This window comes from Tenacibaculum agarivorans, assembly GCF_001936575.1.
Lineage (GTDB): Bacteria > Bacteroidota > Bacteroidia > Flavobacteriales > Flavobacteriaceae > Polaribacter > Polaribacter agarivorans.
In genome coordinates this window covers 62,988-82,279 of record NZ_MSMP01000007.1, presented here as the reverse complement: position 1 = coordinate 82,279, position 19,292 = coordinate 62,988, and the positions used below count along the sequence as shown (strand labels likewise).

The window sequence follows — 19,292 nt, the reverse complement described above, 5'->3', positions numbered from 1 at the left end:
AATTAGCAACAAAGTTGAAAATAATGACTTTCGTTGTGCATAATAGTACACCAATAAATTTATAAACTTAACATGAAACCTAAACAAAAAACACACAAATGGAGTGTTTTAAAAATTCGCCAGAGAATTAAAAACCCCATTTGGTATGTCATTATTATTTTCATTTCATTCGGATTGGCCGTCAAATCTGCACTTGCTGGTTATGATGGAACAAAAGGACCAGAAATGACTAAACAAACTTGGCCTAAAGGAACATTTTTAGCAAATTTTCCTGAAGGAGATAGAATCAATACCTATCACAGAAATTACTTAATGATTAATGGCCAAGCAGGAACAGGAGTCTGGGATGTCTCTAACCCCACAGCACCCAGAAGAGTAGAATTTAGTGATGATGCAAATAACGGACACCGATGGTGGAAATTAGAAGGCGATTTATTTTATCGCGAATATTCAGTTCCTGAACTTCAAGGAACGGGCTATAAATATTTAGATCTATCCAATATGTTAGATCGAAAACCAGTAACTAGCTCAGATATCTTATACACAGTACAAGACGGACAAGCCAATTATGATAATCTTGAAACTTTTCCGCATACTATAGTTGGAAGTAGGGTTTTCGATATGCGTTCTGGTGAACAAGTAGATGATATTCCAGTTAGTGCATCTGTACCAGATGTAGTAGTACGTGTAGGGAATTATGTGTTCTATGCACCACAAACAGGAGATATAAAAGTGTTTGATTTTGGAGATCCAAGCAATATCAAGTTTTTAGGAGCTTTTGGAGGAGATATTCCTCATGAACAATATAGTACAGGGATCCAATTATGGAGAAACTATTTAGTATTTATGAGTGGTAACCAAGGTCCAGATGCATTAGTAGGTTTTGATATTAGTGACCCTACCAATGTAAAACGAGGGTTTAGCTTGCATTCAGATCAGATCACATTAGGACGTTATATGATTTTTCAAGATGAGTTTGGATTTTCAGGACGATTTGATAGAGGTGTGAAATTCAACTTTGAAACTATGGAAATAGATCATGAATTTTTTCCTCCATCAAGTGATGAAACCTTACAGTTTATTGATAATCAATGGATGCCTATTGGACATATTTTAGTAGCTAGTGGAGATGATAAAACATCAATTTTTGCACATCAAGACGGTTTAGATACTAAAGGTCCTTCAGTTGGTCATCATTTTCCTAAATCAGGAGCTATTAATCAGCCAATCACATCTACTATTGGATTTGTAATTAATGAAACTTTAGATGATCTTACCTTAAATGATCAAACTATTCAGGTGCGTCCTCTAGGAGGAGATTTGATTAAAGGAGATGTGACCACTACTTCATATCAAGTTATAAATTATGCACCAAAAGAAAAATTAACACCTAATACTACTTATGAAGTAAAGTTTGTAGAAGATGGTATTAAAGATGCTGTAGGTAATGGAATGGAAGAGTATACGTTTTATTTCACAACAGGAGGAAACTCATCAAATCAATCTCCAGAAGTTACGGGTGTTGATCTAAGTATTCCTTCTCCCATAACTACAGGTAATAAAGTTACTTTAACAGCTAATGCAACAGATCCAGATGGTGATGCATTACGTTATCGTTGGGATTTTGGTGACGGTTCTCCAAAGACTACATGGACTACTGAAATTATAGATCATACATACACAGAAGCAGGAAATTACACAATTCAGGTACAAGTATCTGATAATAACGGAGGCTTTGCAGTAGCTTCTCAGGCTATTGTAGTGTCAGAACAATTGCCGAGTACAGCTCCAACCCAATCAGGACCAATTATTGTAGATGAAGCAAATAGAATTGTTTGGTCTGTAAATCCTGATAATAATTCAGTAACACTTATCAATGCAGATACTTTTACAATACTTAAAGAAGTAAGTGTAGGAAAAGATCCAATAAGTGTAGCTTTAGATAGTGGAGGAAATGCATGGGTCACTTGTAGAGATTCAGATGAATTATATGTGTTAAATGATCAAGGAATTGTTCAAAAAATTATAAGCCTAGACCGTGGATCACGACCTTATGGAATTGTATTTACTCCAGACCAAACCCGTGCATTTATGTCCGCATTTGGTTCAGGTGAAATTATTGAAATAAATCCAAATACAGGTAGTGTAGTAAATACCTTAACAGTAGGGGATACACCTAGAGCATTAGCAATAACAGGTGATGGGGCTAAATTGTTAGTAACTCGATTTATTTCTCCAGATGAAGAAGGTCAGGTTTGGGAAATTAATTTGAATACACAAAGTCAAAAAACAATAGCATTAGCTTTAGATAATTTTACAGTAGATAATGGAAATGCAGCTCGAGGATTACCAAATTATGTATCAGGAATAAGTATTCATCCTAATAATAAATCAGCATGGTCTGTAGCTAAAAAAGATAATATAGTAAGAGGATTAGCTAGAGATGGAAAACCTTTGACTTTTGATAATAGTGTTCGTACAGCTATTTCACCAATTAATTTAACTACGAGTAAAGAAGAGTTGAATAACCGATTAGATATTGATAATCATGGTCAACCTTCTTCTGCTTTATTCAGTCCTACAGGAAACTATTTGTTCATTACTATGCAAGGTAATAATAGAATTGTAGTAGTAGATCCAAAAACAGGAATTGAAATTTTAAAGAAGGATGTTGGGAAATCACCACAAGGTCTAGCATTTGATAAAAGTACAAACCGATTATTTGTAAAGAATTTTATGGATAGATCGGTAACTGTTTTAGATGCTGCAGAGATGGTGAATTCTGGAACTACTGTATTAGATAATATCAGAACAGTAAATACGGTAACCACTGAGGGACTTTCAGCTCAAGTATTGAAAGGAAAACAAATTTTTTACGATGCTGCTAACCTTAAAATGGGTACTGACGGATATGTGAGTTGCGCAAGTTGTCATTTAGATGGAACTCAAGATGGAAGAACTTGGGATTTTACCGATAGAGGAGAAGGATTGAGAAATACTATTTCTTTAGTAGGTAGAGCAGGAACAGCACATGGTAGAGTACATTGGAGTGCAAACTTTGATGAAATCCAAGATTTTGAAAATGACATTCGTAATCATTTTAAAGGAAAAGGGTTTATGAGTACTGCTGATTTTAATGAAGGAACAACTGCATTAACTCTTGGAGATAAAAAAGCAGGAAAATCGCCTGATTTAGATGCGTTAACAGCATATATTAAATCATTAGATGAATTTGAACCAAGTCCGTATAAAAATAAAAATGGAGCATTAACAGCAGATGGAATAGCAGGGAAAGCAATTTTTGGAGATTTAAAATGTGCGTCTTGTCATAGCGGAGAACAATTTACAGACAGTCCTTCAGGAAAAATGCACGATGTTGGAACTGTAGAGACTACTAGTGGAAATCGTTTAGAAAAACCATTACTAGGGTTAGACGTTCCTACATTAAAAGATGTTTGGGCTACGGCACCGTATTTACATGATGGTTCAGCAAAAACAATAAAAGAAGTGTTGACAACTAGAAATGTTGGAGATGCTCACGGAGCTATTTCTACCTTAAGTAATACTCAAATAGATCAATTAGTCGCTTATATAAATCAAATTGATGGAGAGGAGTTAAATACGACTGATACGCAAATATTAGAGGTGGCTTCTCCAGTAAATGGATCACAAATAGATACTTCAGATCCAGTAAAATTATCAGTGAATACCGATATTACAGGAATTACTAAAATAGAATATTACGTAGATAATGATTTAGTAAGTACAGCAAGTACTGCACCTTTTGAAAGTGCTTGGCAGCCTATTATTTGGAAAAATTATACGGTTACAGCAAAGGTGTTTTATAACGGAGGAAAAACAGCTTCCATTACACCAGAATCATCAGTAATGTTTAAAAATACCATAAATGTGATGTTTGTGGTTGGTGATAAATTGAATCTTTCAAGCGAAGATCAACGTATAAAATCAAGATTAGAACAAAAACTAGGTTTTACCATTACTTTGTTTTCTGATGAAGAAACTACAAGTCCACAATCGGCAAATCCTTTCGATTTAGTTCTAATTTCTTCAACAGTAGATCCAAGAGAATTAGGTAATGATTTGGAAGGAGCTCGGGTACCCTTATTAACATGGAACCCTTTCATGTATAATAAATTAAGAATGACTTCTGGAGCTTTAAATACTGGATTTGGAATTACTAGTGAAGGGTTTGATCAAGTAACAATTACGACTCCAAATCATCCAATGGCTGCTGCTGCAGGTACGAAAACAGCTTTATATGGAATTACACAAAGTTTACCTTTTGGAAATCCTTCTGATGAAGCTATAATAATAGCAAAAGCAGGAATACAACCAATATTGTTTGGTTATGAAGCAAGTATTGCTATTCCATCTAGAAGAACAGCATTTCCGTTAAGAGATCAATTTATGCATTTATTAACTGAGCAAGGATTAAAAATGTTTGATGCTGCTGTGTTATGGACATTACATGGTGGAGATGCAGACACGCCAATTGGCCCATTGCCAGATGTATATTTTACTTCACCAACTAATGGTCAATTAGTTAATGCGCCTATTTCTATCAAATTTGAAACTGAAGGATGGGATTTACCATCGCAGCAATTCCAATTACGTTATAGAATTGATGGTCAAGATAGAGGACTAATAACTAAAGAAGGAATGCACGAGGATTTAACCAATTTATCTGAAGGTCCACATGAATTAACATTACAAATGGAACGTAGTGATAATTCACCAACCGAGCTCAGTGATACTATTACCGTTATGGTAACCAAAGATCCTATTCCAGAAGATCCAACTGTAATTATTGAATCTCCAACTGATGGTGGATTGGTCGGTCCTGACTTTTCTATAGAATTTTCTACCATACTTTGGGATATTACTCCAGGAGGACGACATATTAAGTATTTCTTAGACGATGTAGCTAAAGATGATATTTTTACTGTAGCTCCAATTTCTGTAGTAGGTTTATCTGAAGGAAAGCATACAATAAAGCTAGCTTTAGCAGAAGCAGATGGTACACTTACTGGAACATTTAGTGAAATATCTGTAACGGTAGACAAACGTTTAACAAATTTACCAGATACTGATTTTAGTGTGGAATATAGAGATAATAGCTCTGGACCAGTTTCGGTAGAATTAAAACCGGTATTCCAAATCGTAAGCGATGCAGAAGCAGATGTTGCATTGCAAGATTTTAAAATTAGGTACTGGTTCACTCCTGAACATACTGCATCTATGGCGTTTAATATAGATTATGCACAGCCAAAAGGAGTTACAGGTCAATATGGTACTTTAGGATCAGAAAATTATTTAGAATTAGGGTTCTCTAGTACTTCAGGAACTATAAAAGCGAAAGGTAAATCTGGAGTTATACAAACCAGGTTACATCATGCAGGTTTTCAATCACATAATCAGGTAAATGATTTTTCTTATGATTCAGGTAAAACATCTTTAAAGCCCCATATAATGGTAACATTATATCATAAAGGTAAATTAGTTTGGGGTATAGAACCTGATGGGTCTATTACTGGAAACAGGGCGCCAACAGCTGAATTTATCTCAAACGTTTCTTCAGGTGTACGTCCACTAACAGTTCAGTTTGATGCGTCAGGTTCTTCTGATCCAGATGGAGATACATTAACGTATACTTGGGATTTTGGAGACGGAACAACTGGTGATGGAAAAATAATCTCTTATGAATACCAACAAGTAGGTAGTTACATTGTAACACTTACTGTAAATGATGGAACTGATCAAGCTACAGCTATGAGAACTATCACAGTTACAGAAGAAGTAGTGAATAGAGTGCCTGTTGCAGAGTTTACTGTAGATGTAAGTTCAGGTCTAAGTCCACTTACAGTTCAATTTGATGCATCAAGTTCTTCTGATCCAGATGGTGATGCATTAACGTATTCTTGGGATTTTGGTGATGGAACAACTGGTAATGCAGAAATAACTTCTCATCAATACCAACAAGCAGGAAATTATGTAGCCACACTTACTGTAAGTGATGGAACAGATCAAGCTACAGCTACAAAAACCATTACAGTTACCGAAGAAGTGGTAAATAGAGCACCAATAGCAGACTTTACTACAGATGTTAACTCTGGTGAAAGTCCACTCACAGTTCAATTTGATGCGTCAGGTTCTTCTGATCCAGATGGCGATGTATTAACATATTCGTGGGATTTTGGAGATAGTAATAGCAGTACTGGTATATCAGTTTCACATAATTATACTACTCCAGGTGCCTATACTGCAACACTAACAGTAAATGATGGAAGTTTAGAAGATACACAAACAATAACAATTACTGTTTCAGATACTTCAGGAGGTCCAGTTTCAGGATGTAGTTTTAATACGCCATCAAGTTCAGCATTACCATCTATGAACACTTCGTTTGAGCATATTTTTGTTTTAGGTAATGGTCCAGATTTAAGTATGGTTAGAAATTTCGGTATTAATTGGGATTTAAATAATAATGGATTATGGCAATTTTCTATGAATACCAATAATGGAACACCAAGTTGGTGGATAGATTTCTTACCTAAGATAACTCAAAACTTTAACCAAGCTCAACCAAGTATTAGTATTACTAATTCAGGGATTCCAAAATTAGATGGAGAGTACTGGGTAACTTTGGATGGAAGTAATTTTGTGTTAGTGTCTAAAACAAAAGGATTTACAATTTACTTCAGTAGCTCTTCTGTAAAACCAAATTGTGAAACTACAACTTCAAAGACAGATAGTGCAGTTACTGTTTCTGTAGTTCCTAACCCAGCTTCGGAATTCGTTACTGTTTCTTTACAATCTAAAGGAGAAAAATCAAATAGTATAAATCAAAGTGGAATTATTCGCATTATAGATATGAATAATCAACAAGTGTTAATTCAAAGTTTTATGAATGAACAAAAGTTGCAAATTCCTGTGTATAATTTACCTCAAGGTTTATATGTTTTAGAAGTTAGAAATACAGTAACCGGAATTCTAGAAACAAAGAAGATAATGATTGAATGATGTAGGTGATATGTATGTGTTAAGCCGGTACTAATTTATACAGTATCGGCTTTATTTTTTAGTAAATATAAATCTCAAACAAACTTTATGTTAGTTAGATAAATCCTGTTTTAACTTATCAGATAATTCTTCTAAATTTTTATGAAGTACAAATCCTCCATCTTTGATATAAGAAATTTCTCCTGTTTCTTCAGAAACTATTATACAAACAGCATCTGTTCTTTCTGAAATACCTATAGCAGCTCTATGACGTAAACCAAATCTGGCAGGTATTTTAGTATTTTCAGACACAGGTAAAATTACACGTGTTGCAATAATATAATTATCTCTGATAATGGTAGCGCCATCATGTAAAGGGCTATTTTTATAAAAAATACTTTGGATAATGGCATCATTAATTTGTGCATTCATTTGATCACCAGTAGTCACTAAAAAATCGAGTTTATTAGTTCGCTCTATAACAAGCAAAGCTCCAGTTTTAGAAACAGATAATTTTTTACATGATTTGATTATAGTATCTGTGTCCGTATCTGTATTGATCTCAGATTGTAAAAATTTTAATTGATTTAAAAAACCTCTTTTATTAGTAAAATTGTTAGTTCCAATCATGAGTAGAAACTTTCGTATTTCTTGTTGGAAAACGATAATTAAGGCAATAACCCCACCTGATAATAAGTATCCTAAAATACCACTTAACATTTCCATATGTAAGGCTTGCGTAGCTTTCCATATTAAAAAAATAAGTGTAATACCAATTACAATATTAATAGCTACAGTACCCTTCAATAACTTATAAGTGTAGTATAGTAATACCGCAACTAAAATGATATCGAGTACATCTAAAAAAGAAAAATTTAAAAAATCTAACATTTAGAAATTAGTATTTGGGTAAAAATACTAATTATTTAGTTGTTTAATTTAGTTATCATAACAGATAAAGAAACTAATAATGTGATAGTATATAGATGAGAAAGTACATGCTAAGTTAGAATTTTGTATTTTGAAGTAACTATTATAATTTTTAATTAAACCTTACTATTATGAAAAAACAAATTTTGAACTTAGGCAAAGTGATTTCTAAAAACGAGCAGAAGAATATTCAAGGAGGCTTTTTTGGGTGTCAACCACAATTACTTCAATGTGATTCGGATCGTGATTGTCCTCCCTGTAGTAGAGGTTGTGGAATTACTATAGATTTAGATGGAGATCCATTTTTTATCTCAGGTGTTTGCGCATTTTAATGTATTTAAATTTGTGAGAAAATTAAAACCTAGTTACAGAGATGTAACTAGGTTTATAGTATAAATGAGTTAAGTGATTTAAATTTATTTACTAGCCATTGTAGTTTCAATATCTCCAATTAACATGGGGTATTTACTACGAATCAATTTTACTTTTTCTAAAATCTGATTAGATCTAGTTTTTTTAAATTTTTCTTCAAGTTCTACATATGTTTTTCTGTATAACTGTAATGCCAATGTGTTTCGTAGCTTAGTATAAGCATAATGTACACGATCGAGTACTGCAACATAAGTTTCATATTTAGCGTTCCTATCAGCAGTAATCGTAATTAAAGCTTTAGTTGGATGATCAGATAGATTATTTTTTTTCTGTCCTTTACACCAATCACACACATTACCCTTAGTATCTTTTCCGCCACCATTATCAATAAAATTTTGTGTAATAGCGCTTAATTCTTTAATGCTAATTAGGTCGTCTCCAACCAAAATTTCATTATTTCGATTAATGTTGATTTCCAAAACATTTCTATTATTAAGTTCTAATGTACTCGGATTTTCATCCTTTTGAGCCATTTTCCTAAAAATACCTTTATCTATATCCATAGTGGTCGTTACAAGAAAAAAGATGAGTAATAAAAATGCGATGTCTGCCATAGAGCCGGCATTAATTTCTGAAAGACGTTTTCTTTTCATGATTAAGTAGTTTTAATAATTAATAATTGGTTTGGTTACCTGCAATTTTTGGTTTGGAAAAAAGTAATCAAGAATGATGCCGAGTATTCTTGATGTAGTAAAAATAGGGTGATAAACTACTGCCTTGAAGAGACCCATTTAATACCTAAATAATCGTATAAACTTGGGTCTACATATATAATTTCTTGTGTTTTTAGATTTTTAATAGCATTGAAATCATGGTCTTTAAAAAAAGGATGATTAATAATTAGATGAATGTTTATACTGAAAAGGTGAAGCTGACCTACTAGATGGTTAAATTCATAAGAATCAGTTAAGTTGTTCTTTGCTAACAGATAGTTTCCAACAGCATTAAATAATGCAGCATAACCAATACAATTTGCTTTTTTGTGATCAACAAATTTATTAGCATTTTTAGGAGCTTTAGAGAAGGTAAAAGCTAGTTTTTTGGCAGTAAAAGAATTTGATATTCGTATAATCTCGTCAATATCTAAAGATTCATTATTAGTGAATTCTTCTATTTCTAAAATTAATTTTTGGTTTGTTAAAAAGTTGTTCTTTCTAGAGTCAATTATAGTGTAATTAATAAGGTATCTATAAATAGGACCTTTACATAGAAAGATTAATAAGAGAAAGCTAAAAATATAGAATCTTCTTTTAATCTTTTTCTTGCCCATTTTAAAACTTATTGTTTTACCATGTTGGTGATTTTTATTGCTTCTACAGCTTCTTTTACATCATGAACTCTAAGGATTTGTGTTCCGTTTAATAAAGCAATAGTGTTAGCGACTGTAGTTGCATTTAATGCTTCTTTAGGAGAACTTTCTAACAATTTGTATAACATTGATTTTCTAGAAACCCCGGTAAGAACAGGTACATCCAGATTTTTGAACAAAGAAAGTTTTTGTAATAACTCATAATTATGAGCTATAGTTTTTCCAAAACCAAAACCTACATCAATAATAACATCATTTAATCGCAATTGGCGTAATTGGAAGATTTTTTCAGCAAAAAATGAGATGAGCTCAGTAATAATGTTTGTATATGTGGGTTTTTGTTGCATATTCTGAGGAGTCCCTTGCATATGCATTAAAATGTAAGGAACTTGAAGTTGAGCTACAGTTTCAAACATTTTTTTATCCATATTGCCACCAGAAATATCATTAATTATAGCTGCGCCAGCTTGAACAGTTTCTTTAGCAATTGTACTTCTAAACGTATCTATAGAAATAATTATATCAGGAAATTTTTGAACTAGTAATTCAACAATAGGAATAACTCTACGTAATTCTTCATCTTCAGAAATATGCTGTGCTCCAGGTCTAGATGAATAGGCGCCAATATCAATAAAAGTAGCACCTTCAGAAAGCATTTTTTCAGTCTGATTTAGAATGTCTGTATCGTTCTTGTATTTCCCGCCATCAAAAAAAGAATCTGGGGTAATATTTAAAATACCCATTACTTTTGGGGTAGATAAATCAATTAGAGTTCCTTTGCAATTAATTGTCATTGATACCTTATTGAAGGTTGTTGGTATAAATTTCTGTGTAAAAATAACTGAAAACTTAATTGATTTGCTATTTTTACGTAGTTTTTTCTGAATACATATAAATGCACAACACCTCAGAACAATACGATTCGGTTATTGCTGAATGCCGAACACTATTTATAAATAAAATGACAGACTACGGTAGCGCTTGGAGAATTTTAAGATTACCATCGCTAACCGATCAAATTTTCATAAAGGCGCAACGTATTCGCCAGTTACAAGAAAATGATGTAAGAAAGGTAGATGAAGGAGAGAAATCTGAATTTATCGGAATTATCAACTATTCTATCATGGCGCTAATTCAGTTAGATTTAGGAATTGTAGATCAGCCTGATTTAACTACTGAAGAAGCAACAGTTTTATATGATAAATACGTAAAATTAACTAAGGAATTAATGGAGAATAAGAATCACGATTATGGTGAAGCTTGGAGAGATATGAGGGTGTCTTCATTAACAGATTTAATTTTACAAAAGCTATTACGTGTAAAACAAATAGAAGATAATAAAGGAAAGACATTAGTCTCGGAAGGAATCGATGCAAATTATCAGGATATGATAAATTATTCAATATTTGCTATGATTCATCTGAGTGAATAAAAATTACCATAAAATCCCAATTATTATGTTAAAAATACTTACCCACGTTTCAAGAGTTATTGTTGGACTGTTATTTATTTATTCTGGTTTTGTAAAGTTAGTAGACCCAATGGGAACTAAGTTTAAATTGGAAGAATATTTTAGTGAAGCAGTTTTAGATCTAGAGTTTTTAACGCCTATGGCTATGGTTTTTGCTATACTTTTAGTGGTTGCAGAAACCGTTTTAGGTATCATGCTTTTAGTAGGGTATAAGCCTAAATTTACGGTTTGGAGTTTGTTTGCAATAACCTTGGTGTTCTTGTTCCTAACATGGTATTCTTATACCTATAATAAAGTTACAGATTGTGGTTGTTTTGGAGATGCAATTAAAATTACACCGAAGCAAACCTTTTATAAAAATGTAATCTTTATTGGTATTATAGGAATACTAATTGCTGGTTTAAAATATATAAAAGCAATTCCATCAAAAAAGATCGCATCGATTACAACCTATGCTTCAATATTCGTTTCACTATTAATCGTATTTCACGTATTGAACCATTTGCCAATAATTGATTTTAGAGCATATTCAGTAGGAACAAATATTGCAGAAGGTATGAAGTATCAAGGAGATGGAGAAGTGCCTCCAATTCATGATTTTATGATTGATACTGATGAAGGAGATAAATTAGAAGAGATGTTAGCTAAAGATAAGGCAATGTTGATTTTAATTAATACAATTGATAAAGCAGACGAAGAAGGAATCCCTTTAGTTTCTAAAGTTGCAGCTGATGCTAAAAGCAAAGGATACGAAATTTACGTGTTGACAGCAGATGGTATTATGTATGATGATGATGCATTAAAAGCATTTAAAGAAAAATATAACTTACCATATACATTTGGAAGTTGCGATGGTACTGCTATAAAAACTGTAATCAGAGCAAATCCAGGAATCGTAACGGTTCAAAAAGGAACTATTGTAGGAAAGTGGAACTGGACGGATGCTGAGGATGTAGAGTTATAGTTCGATAAAGATCAAAAGTAAAAGATTATAAAGAAAAGACGAAAGACGAAAGACGAAAGTTTTTCGTCTTTTTTGTATTTAAGAGAAAACATAAAAACATTTAACTTCCCACTTCCCACTTCCCACTTCCCACTTCCCACTTCATTTTCAATATATTTCCTATATTTAAAATCTAACAATTAATCTATTTAACTATGAAATTCATAAAATATACCCTTTTATTCTTATTGGTATTATTGCTTATTGGGCTATTGTATGTAACGATGCAGCCTTCTGATTATAATGTAGCACGATCTAAAGTCATAAAACAACCTATAACTAAAGTGTTTAATACGGTAAACGATTTAAAAACGTGGGAGAAATGGGGGCCTTGGCATGATGAAGACTCTACAATTGTAGTAACTTATGGAGATAAAACTGTTGGGGTAGGAGCAAGTGATAGCTGGACGAGTAAAGATGGGCCAGGTGCAATGAAAACAGTAGCTGTAGAACCTAATAAATCTATCCAGCAAGAGATGACATTTGGAGATAATGAGCCTAGTGAAATTTTATGGGATTTTGAAAAAGCAGAAGGTGGGACAAAAATTACTTGGACAATGAAGGATGATAAAGCTCCGTTTTTCTTCAAAATTTTCTCAGCACTTTCTGGAGGTTGGGACGGCATGTTAGGACCTATGATAGAAAAAGGATTAGATAATCTAGATGGAGTGATCACATCAACTCCGGATCCTTATAGCATAGGAAAAATTAAAGTAGTAGAAAATGAAGAAAAGTCATTTATAGGCTTTCCCTTTAAAATGAAAATAGACATGGATGCTATGCAGAAAACCTTCGAAGAAACTATGCCTAAAGTAGGGGCTTATGCAGCGCAATCAGGATTAGGAGAAGGAGATTTTGTTCCAGGAGCTTTGTATTATAAATGGGATGAAAAAAATAATGAAGCAGAATTTCATATAGGCTTATTCCTAACTAAAGATATCAAAGCGGGAGAAGGAATGGATAAAATAAAAGTAGCAGGAGGTAAGTATGTTTCGGTTACAAAGTGTGGAGCTTATGGAGTTGGAGATTATGAAGCACATACAAAAATAGGAAATTACATTGCAGAAAATAAACTAAGCACTAAGTATCCTTTATATGAAATGTATGTAAACGATCCTGCAAAAGTAAAAGAGCAAGATATTCAAACTGATATTTATTATTTGGTAGAGTAACTTTATATAATTTTAGTGGCTTAAGCTTACTAAAGAGTTACCTGAGTCTGCCAAAGCGTTGCTGAGTCGGAGTCTATCGCGGTGGTGTCTGAGTTTATCGAAGACAAAAGAATATAAATAAAGAAAACTTCACAAATACTGTGAGGTTTTCTTATTTTCGTGGGTAAATGAAACAATTACTTTTAGTTTTTATTGGAGGAGGTTTTGGAAGTGTTTTACGTTTTTTATTAGGTAAAACTTTCAATACTCCATCATCTTCAATTCCTGTAGGTACATTTTTAGCGAATATTTTAGGAAGTTTATGTATTGGATTTATCTTAGGGTTAGCAGCTAAAAATGAAGCGATATCTGAAAACCATATTTTATTATTGGCAACAGGATTTTGTGGAGGATTCACAACGTTTTCAACATTTGCCCATGAGAATCATGTGTTCTTAAAGTCAGGAGATTTTGTTTCATTTGGATTATATACTATAGCAAGTTTTATAGTAGGCTTTATTGCAGTTTTTTTAGGAATTTATTTAGTAAAATATATAATATGAGTAATGTAGTACAGTATAATGCAGAAGAAAATTATGCACTTATTAAAATTACAAATGGAAAGGTAAACGCAATTTCACATGAGGTTATTGAGGAGTTAAATGCTTGTTTAGATAAAGCTGAGCAAGAGGAAAGAGTGGTAATTATTACAGGTCAAGATGGAATTTTATCTGGTGGTTATGATTTAAAAGTAATGACACAATCTGCTGAGGCAGCAAAAGAATTAGTAACGAAAGGATCTAAACTTTCATTACGCTTATTATCATTTCCTTATCCAGTAATAATGGCTTGTGGAGGTCATGCAGTAGCAAAAGGCGCATTTTTATTATTATCAGCTGATTATAGATTGGGCGCTGAAGGAGAATTTAAAATTGGATTAAATGAAGTGATGATTGGGATGACTATGCACAATGCAGGAATTGAAATAGCTAAAGGAAAATTAGCTCCCGTATTTTTTGAAAGAAGTGTAAATAATGCAGAGATGTATTCACCAGAAGATGCTGTTCAAGCTGGATTTTTAGATAAAGTTGTACCTCAAAAATATGTATTAAATACTGCTGTTAAAGTAGCGCAATTATTCGGTAAGATTAATAAAACAGCGCACAAAAACACAAAGCTTAAAGTACGTAAAGAGTTATTAGCTAGTTTAGAAAAAGCTATTGAGCAAGATATTTCAGAAGAACTATCCTTTAATGCATAAATAGAAAGAATAAATATTGTAAACGAGCGTAGTAAATCTAATAGACTACGCCCGTTTATATTTAAATTTTTTATCCTCTACAACCTCTGATTACCCCAAATAAATAATCATCAGCAGCTTCTCTATATTCGTCACCACATTCGCTATCAAAAGGATTAAAACTACTTCCATTTACTCTACCGCATCTATCATGATCTAAACAATCTTTAGTCCATGCGCTAGCAATTGTAAAAAAAGATCCGCATCCAGATCCACATCTACCGATACAATCATTACCATTTACTAAAATAGATTCACGAATATTTCCACGGTCATCATCATATTCAGCAGTAACATAAGTGTTCTTTCTAATACAAGTAATACCTTCATCTCTACTTTTTAAAGCTTGTTTAGGGTCTACTTCAGAAGTTACACTTCTTTTTTTATGAGGAAATCCTACAGGAGATTTTGCCCAATACTCTAATAAGCGTAATAAAGTATACTCTGCCATAGAAAATTTGTCTGTAGACTCTTCCCCTTTGAATAAATAACTAGATATTTCTGCTCCTAAATCTAATAATGTCTCTTTTTGATGTAGAGTTAATACTGCGTCTTTCCCATCAAAATCAATAGATTGATTTTTGTAATTTATAACAGCCTGTAGCTCTAAATGATCAATTTGAACAGTTGCCGTAAAATTAAACTCATTTTCTGCGGTTACTTTATAAACTAAAGTATGATTATTGATTGTTTTTTTACCAGAAAAAATATGTTCTTGTTGTGCTTCTAAACCAATAGTTTCAGAAGAGTTATTTTCAGTAGTACAGCTTATGATAAAAGCACCCGAAAAGATAGTTAAAGCTAAAAGTTTTGCGATTTTTTTCATGATTGAAATTATTAAGGTTAAAAACCATAAAACTAGTCTTGAAATATGAGTACAAAATTCTTTTAGAATTAAATAAGTATTAAGAAAACGAAGAGGTGTTTTTTATGAATAATTTGAAGTTTATGTTTTGTTAAATAGGTTTTTAGATCGAAGCGGAAGTGGTTTTTAAAGAGAAGTTGCTTAACAGTAAAATGAAAGGTTGTATACAGAAAAGTAACATCTTCTTAAAGGTTAATCCTTTTACTCCTTTTTATAAGCCATAACACCAGCTTCAATAGCTATGGCTATAAAGTTGTCTCTAGGTGTAATTGGGCAAGAATAACGATCACTATAGGCACAATAAGGATTATAAGCTTTATTAAAATCTATAATAATAGTACCATCTTTTTGTTCATCTGTAGTTAATACATCAATAAATCGACCACCAGCATAAGATGTTTTTCCGCTAGTTTCATCAAAAAAAGGAAGAAACAAATGATTGGTATAGGCTAACTTAGGATTAGGGTCTTTATAAATATCTAGCTTAAATTCCTTTCCATCTATGGTGAAATTAACTATGCCGTATTGTTTATATTTTGCAATTCTTGAGGTTGTAGTTGGAAAATTGAAGATCTTTCCTTTAGGAGTTTTAGTAAGTTTTGCGCTCACTTTAAATTTTTCTTGAATCGGATAAAAATCCAATCCTTTAAATTTTTTCAACCCTTTCTTTGTTAATGGAGAAGTTGAAGCATCTTTAAACTTAGCATTCATTTCACGTTGGAAATCTGATTTTCCTAGTGGCTTTTTCTTGCCTTGAGAATTACAGGTTAATAATGAGCTAATTAATAAAAGAATAATAGTTTTTTTCATTTCAATTTACTTTGATTGAATGTATAATCAACAAATTTACATTAAAACAATAATAAACAATTATTTAATATACAACCTATTCATATTTTATATATGTTTGTAGAATAATTAAGAAATTAAATGAAAAACATTTGTACATATAAGCAATGGACGTCGGTGGTTAGACCATCGTTTAGTCGGGCTTTTTATGTGTAAATTTTATTTTGATATAAAAATATACAATTGCTTAAAGTCCGGCTTACCAGCCGGACTTTTTATTTTTAATAACAACTAAAATCAAACAATTATGGAAAAGTTAATTAACAATTATCTGGCCACCTTTAAAGGACTTTCGAGAGAAGTATGGTGGTTGTCTTTAATTACGCTCATTAACAGAGCAGGAACAATGGTAATACCATTTTTATCATTATACCTAACTCAAAGTTTAGGTTTTACATTATCAGATGTAGGATTAATTATGGTGTTTTTTGGTTTAGGATCCGTTATAGGGTCTAGATTGGGAGGGTACCTAACAGATAGAATAGGCTACTACAAAGTGATGTTAGTTAGTTTGTTTCTAACAGGTGTTCTCTTCGTGCTATTACAGTTTGTAACCACATTGGTAGGATTCTGTAGTGCTATTTTTGTACTAATGATGGTAGCAGATACCTTCCGTCCAGCAATGTATGTAGCTTTAAGTTCATATAGTAAGCCAGAAAATAAAACGAGATCAGTAACATTAATTCGTTTGGCAATTAATCTAGGGTTTTCTGCAGGTCCAGCTTTAGGAGGTGTAATTATTACTACTTTAGGGTATCAAGGTTTATTTTGGGTGGATGGAGTAACATGTATTTTAGCAACTATTTTGTTGATCAATGTGTTAAACCCAAAGAAAACTAGAGTTTTAGATGAAGTGAAGAATGAACATCCTGTTTCTGTATATTCAGATAAATTATATTGGATATTTTTAGCCGCTATGTTATTGTTTGGAGTAGTGTTTTTACAATATTTTTCTACCATACCATTATATTACAAAGAAGCGCATCATCTTTCTGAACTTGAAATAGGTTTACTTCTAGGAGCTAACGGGTTTATCATTTTTGTATTAGAAATGCCTTTAGTAAAATGGTTAGAAGATTCTAAACGTACTAAAGTCGTTTTAATGCTTATGGGAGGTCTTTTAGTAACCTTAAGTTTTATTGTGTTGAATATGACTAATTGGATCGGTATTCTTGTTGTCGGAATGTTTTTAATGACAATAGGAGAAATGATTATGTTCCCATTTTCTAATGCATATGCGATGGAAAGATCTAAAAAAGGAAACCAAGGACAGTATATGTCTTGGTATGCTATAGCTTTTTCTTTAGCCCATGTTTTTGGACATTTTTCAGGGATGCATTTAGTAGATAAACTAGGTTTTGATAATACGTGGTATATTATCTTCGGATTATCTTTGTTAAGTGGTGTTTTTCTATTGATTTTAAAGAATAAATCTAAAACTGCCAAAGGCTAAAAAAATAGTTTTGGGAGTATAATTTTTACATAAAAACAGAGTTATAAGTGTATTAATTATAATCCCAAAACTAAAATGAAAACCTTAACCTTATATTTCTTATTAGGAATTACTTGTCTTTTCGCTCAAAATGCGGACATAGCATTTGTTAATGCAACTTATCCTTTTGGTACTATGCCGAATAATGCACAAGATGCTGATCTCAAAGATGCTTACATACAATGGAAAAATGCTTTTGTAGATACCAGTTGTGGAGGTGGTAGAGCTAGAGTAAAATTTGATGATCCAAATTTTACAGTTTCAGAAGGAATTGCTTATGGAATGTTATTGTCAGCTTTTGCTTATGACAAGGAGTTATTTGATGGGTTATGGAAATATTACTTAAGTCATACAAATGCTAATGGTGTTATGAACTGGAAAATTGAAGGTTGTAACACTGTAAATGGACAAAATGGAGCTACGGATGCAGAATTAGACGCAGCATTTGCGTTAATAGTAGCAGGATACAGATTTGGTAATACAGGAGGTATAGATTACCACAAAGATGCTAAAGATTTAATAGCAATTATGAAACAACATGAAGTTGAGGCCAATACTTATGTCTTAAAACCTGGAGATGCTTGGGGAGGTTCAAATAATACAAATCCTTCATATTTTTCTCCTGGTTATTTTAGAGTATATGGAGAATTTACAAATGATGTACAGTATTGGAATAATGTTGCTCAAAAATCATATGATATTATGAGTGATAATTTATCAGTAAATAATGCTGTAGATTGCTTAGTTTCTGATTGGTGTAAAGCAGACGGTTCTTATTCCGATATAGTAGGATGGGCGTACAATTCAGGGAAGTCGTTCTATTTTGACGCAGCAAGAACACCATGGAGAATAGCAACAGATTATGTTTGGTATGGAAAAACAGAAGCTTTAGATTATCTTAAAAAATGTGGAAACTTTATAAGTACTAAAGGAGGAATACAAAATATAAAAGCAGGTTATAATCAAGATGGATCAGTAATTCATAACTATAATGATCCTGTATTTACAGGTTCTTTTGCTTCTTCGTTATTATATTCTAGTGATCAGAATACAGTGAATGGAGCATATAGTACGAATAAAAATGTTACTTCTACACAGTATTTTGCAACTACATTACGCGTAATATACATGTTTACATTATCAGGTAATTTTTTCAATCCTTTAGAAAAAGTTTTGAGTGTAGAAGATGTAAAAAAAGATGAAAAGAAAGTTGTTGTATATCCAAATCCTACAAGTGAAACTTTATATGTAACAAACTTTGAACTAGGAAGTGATATTAAAGTATATTCAATAACTGGTGAAGAAGTTTTAACAAAAACTATAGAAAATCCAACAATTGAAACTATGGATATTTCTAACCTTTCTTCAGGAACTTATATTATTAAAGACGAAAGTAATAGTAGCTTTCGTTTTATAAAGCAATAAAATAGCATTACTTTTTGTGATAAGAATATTATTTTTGAAAAGAAA

Annotated in this window: 15 protein-coding genes; 9 read left to right on the top strand and 6 right to left on the bottom strand. The window is 32.2% G+C overall.

Annotated features, from left to right (window positions below):
* Nucleotides 1–72: 72 nt before the first annotated feature.
* Nucleotides 73–7,041 (top strand): PKD domain-containing protein, encoded by a 6,969-nt coding sequence (locus BVC87_RS06880; protein WP_075341626.1) that lies wholly within the window; start codon nucleotides 73–75, stop codon nucleotides 7,039–7,041.
* A 90-nt stretch (nucleotides 7,042–7,131) separates the two neighbouring features.
* Here the strand turns inward: BVC87_RS06880 and cdaA are convergent, their stop codons facing one another.
* Entirely contained in the window at nucleotides 7,132–7,911 is a 780-nt protein-coding gene (gene cdaA, locus BVC87_RS06875) for a diadenylate cyclase CdaA (protein WP_075341625.1), read from the bottom strand.
* A gap of 170 nt (nucleotides 7,912–8,081) precedes the next feature.
* Here cdaA and BVC87_RS06870 point away from each other — a divergent pair, with 170 nt between their 5' ends.
* On the top strand, nucleotides 8,082–8,282 hold the full coding sequence (locus BVC87_RS06870) for a hypothetical protein (RefSeq protein ID WP_075341624.1): 201 nt from the start codon (nucleotides 8,082–8,084) through the stop codon (nucleotides 8,280–8,282).
* 84 nt (nucleotides 8,283–8,366) lie between these two features.
* Here the strand turns inward: BVC87_RS06870 and BVC87_RS06865 are convergent, their stop codons facing one another.
* The 3 genes from BVC87_RS06865 to folP all read right to left on the bottom strand — a co-directional run bounded on the left by BVC87_RS06865 (nucleotide 8,367) and on the right by folP (nucleotide 10,485).
* Nucleotides 8,367–8,975, bottom strand: a complete 609-nt coding sequence (locus BVC87_RS06865) for an ExbD/TolR family protein (protein ID WP_075341623.1) — start codon at nucleotides 8,973–8,975, stop codon at nucleotides 8,367–8,369.
* 116 nt (nucleotides 8,976–9,091) lie between these two features.
* Entirely contained in the window at nucleotides 9,092–9,652 is a 561-nt protein-coding gene (locus tag BVC87_RS06860; RefSeq protein WP_075341622.1) for a hypothetical protein, read from the bottom strand.
* Nucleotides 9,653–9,660: 8 nt separating this feature from the next.
* The gene (folP, locus tag BVC87_RS06855; RefSeq protein WP_075341621.1) at nucleotides 9,661–10,485 is read right to left on the bottom strand and encodes a dihydropteroate synthase; all 825 of its coding nucleotides are present in this window, start codon (nucleotides 10,483–10,485) and stop codon (nucleotides 9,661–9,663) included.
* Between the two features lie 101 nt (nucleotides 10,486–10,586).
* Between folP and BVC87_RS06850 the strand changes: the two genes are divergently transcribed.
* From BVC87_RS06850 to BVC87_RS06830, 5 genes are all read left to right on the top strand, one after another.
* Nucleotides 10,587–11,123, top strand: a complete 537-nt coding sequence (locus tag BVC87_RS06850; RefSeq protein ID WP_075341620.1) for a DUF1599 domain-containing protein — start codon at nucleotides 10,587–10,589, stop codon at nucleotides 11,121–11,123.
* 25 nt (nucleotides 11,124–11,148) lie between these two features.
* Nucleotides 11,149–12,126, top strand: a complete 978-nt coding sequence (locus tag BVC87_RS06845) for a DoxX family protein (RefSeq protein ID WP_099098838.1) — start codon at nucleotides 11,149–11,151, stop codon at nucleotides 12,124–12,126.
* A 194-nt stretch (nucleotides 12,127–12,320) separates the two neighbouring features.
* A complete protein-coding gene (locus BVC87_RS06840) occupies nucleotides 12,321–13,337 on the top strand; it encodes an SRPBCC family protein (RefSeq protein WP_083629323.1) in 1,017 nt (338 codons plus the stop codon).
* A 167-nt stretch (nucleotides 13,338–13,504) separates the two neighbouring features.
* Nucleotides 13,505–13,879: a fluoride efflux transporter CrcB gene (crcB, locus tag BVC87_RS06835; protein WP_075341618.1), complete on the top strand. Its 375-nt coding sequence runs from the start codon at nucleotides 13,505–13,507 to the stop codon at nucleotides 13,877–13,879.
* Nucleotides 13,876–14,577, top strand: a complete 702-nt coding sequence (locus BVC87_RS06830; protein WP_075341617.1) for a crotonase/enoyl-CoA hydratase family protein — start codon at nucleotides 13,876–13,878, stop codon at nucleotides 14,575–14,577. The genes crcB and BVC87_RS06830 overlap by 4 nt, the downstream gene beginning before the upstream one ends.
* Before the next feature lie 70 nt (nucleotides 14,578–14,647).
* Here the strand turns inward: BVC87_RS06830 and BVC87_RS06825 are convergent, their stop codons facing one another.
* Together BVC87_RS06825 and BVC87_RS06820 are read right to left on the bottom strand one after the other, a co-directional pair.
* On the bottom strand, nucleotides 14,648–15,442 hold the full coding sequence (locus BVC87_RS06825; RefSeq protein ID WP_075341616.1) for a hypothetical protein: 795 nt from the start codon (nucleotides 15,440–15,442) through the stop codon (nucleotides 14,648–14,650).
* Between the two features lie 240 nt (nucleotides 15,443–15,682).
* Nucleotides 15,683–16,291 (bottom strand): DUF1684 domain-containing protein, encoded by a 609-nt coding sequence (locus BVC87_RS06820; protein ID WP_075341615.1) that lies wholly within the window; start codon nucleotides 16,289–16,291, stop codon nucleotides 15,683–15,685.
* 286 nt (nucleotides 16,292–16,577) lie between these two features.
* On the opposite strand from BVC87_RS06820, the gene BVC87_RS06815 reads away from it, so the two are divergent.
* Together BVC87_RS06815 and BVC87_RS06810 are read left to right on the top strand one after the other, a co-directional pair.
* On the top strand, nucleotides 16,578–17,783 hold the full coding sequence (locus BVC87_RS06815) for an MDR family MFS transporter (protein WP_075341614.1): 1,206 nt from the start codon (nucleotides 16,578–16,580) through the stop codon (nucleotides 17,781–17,783).
* A 75-nt stretch (nucleotides 17,784–17,858) separates the two neighbouring features.
* Nucleotides 17,859–19,247 carry a glycosyl hydrolase family 8 gene (locus BVC87_RS06810; protein WP_075341613.1) on the top strand — a complete coding sequence of 463 codons (1,389 nt, stop codon included), beginning with the start codon at nucleotides 17,859–17,861 and terminating at the stop codon, nucleotides 19,245–19,247.
* The last annotated feature ends 45 nt before the right edge of the window (nucleotides 19,248–19,292 follow it).

Coding starts and splice junctions, on each gene's coding strand:
- BVC87_RS06880 (WP_075341626.1), top strand. CDS start 73: ATGAAACCTAAACAAAAAACACACAAATGGAGTGTTTTAAAAATTCGC.
- cdaA (WP_075341625.1), bottom strand. CDS start 7,911: ATGTTAGATTTTTTAAATTTTTCTTTTTTAGATGTACTCGATATCATT.
- BVC87_RS06870 (WP_075341624.1), top strand. CDS start 8,082: ATGAAAAAACAAATTTTGAACTTAGGCAAAGTGATTTCTAAAAACGAG.
- BVC87_RS06865 (WP_075341623.1), bottom strand. CDS start 8,975: ATGAAAAGAAAACGTCTTTCAGAAATTAATGCCGGCTCTATGGCAGAC.
- BVC87_RS06860 (WP_075341622.1), bottom strand. CDS start 9,652: ATGGGCAAGAAAAAGATTAAAAGAAGATTCTATATTTTTAGCTTTCTC.
- folP (WP_075341621.1), bottom strand. CDS start 10,485: ATGACAATTAATTGCAAAGGAACTCTAATTGATTTATCTACCCCAAAA.
- BVC87_RS06850 (WP_075341620.1), top strand. CDS start 10,587: ATGCACAACACCTCAGAACAATACGATTCGGTTATTGCTGAATGCCGA.
- BVC87_RS06845 (WP_099098838.1), top strand. CDS start 11,149: ATGTTAAAAATACTTACCCACGTTTCAAGAGTTATTGTTGGACTGTTA.
- BVC87_RS06840 (WP_083629323.1), top strand. CDS start 12,321: ATGAAATTCATAAAATATACCCTTTTATTCTTATTGGTATTATTGCTT.
- crcB (WP_075341618.1), top strand. CDS start 13,505: ATGAAACAATTACTTTTAGTTTTTATTGGAGGAGGTTTTGGAAGTGTT.
- BVC87_RS06830 (WP_075341617.1), top strand. CDS start 13,876: ATGAGTAATGTAGTACAGTATAATGCAGAAGAAAATTATGCACTTATT.
- BVC87_RS06825 (WP_075341616.1), bottom strand. CDS start 15,442: ATGAAAAAAATCGCAAAACTTTTAGCTTTAACTATCTTTTCGGGTGCT.
- BVC87_RS06820 (WP_075341615.1), bottom strand. CDS start 16,291: ATGAAAAAAACTATTATTCTTTTATTAATTAGCTCATTATTAACCTGT.
- BVC87_RS06815 (WP_075341614.1), top strand. CDS start 16,578: ATGGAAAAGTTAATTAACAATTATCTGGCCACCTTTAAAGGACTTTCG.
- BVC87_RS06810 (WP_075341613.1), top strand. CDS start 17,859: ATGAAAACCTTAACCTTATATTTCTTATTAGGAATTACTTGTCTTTTC.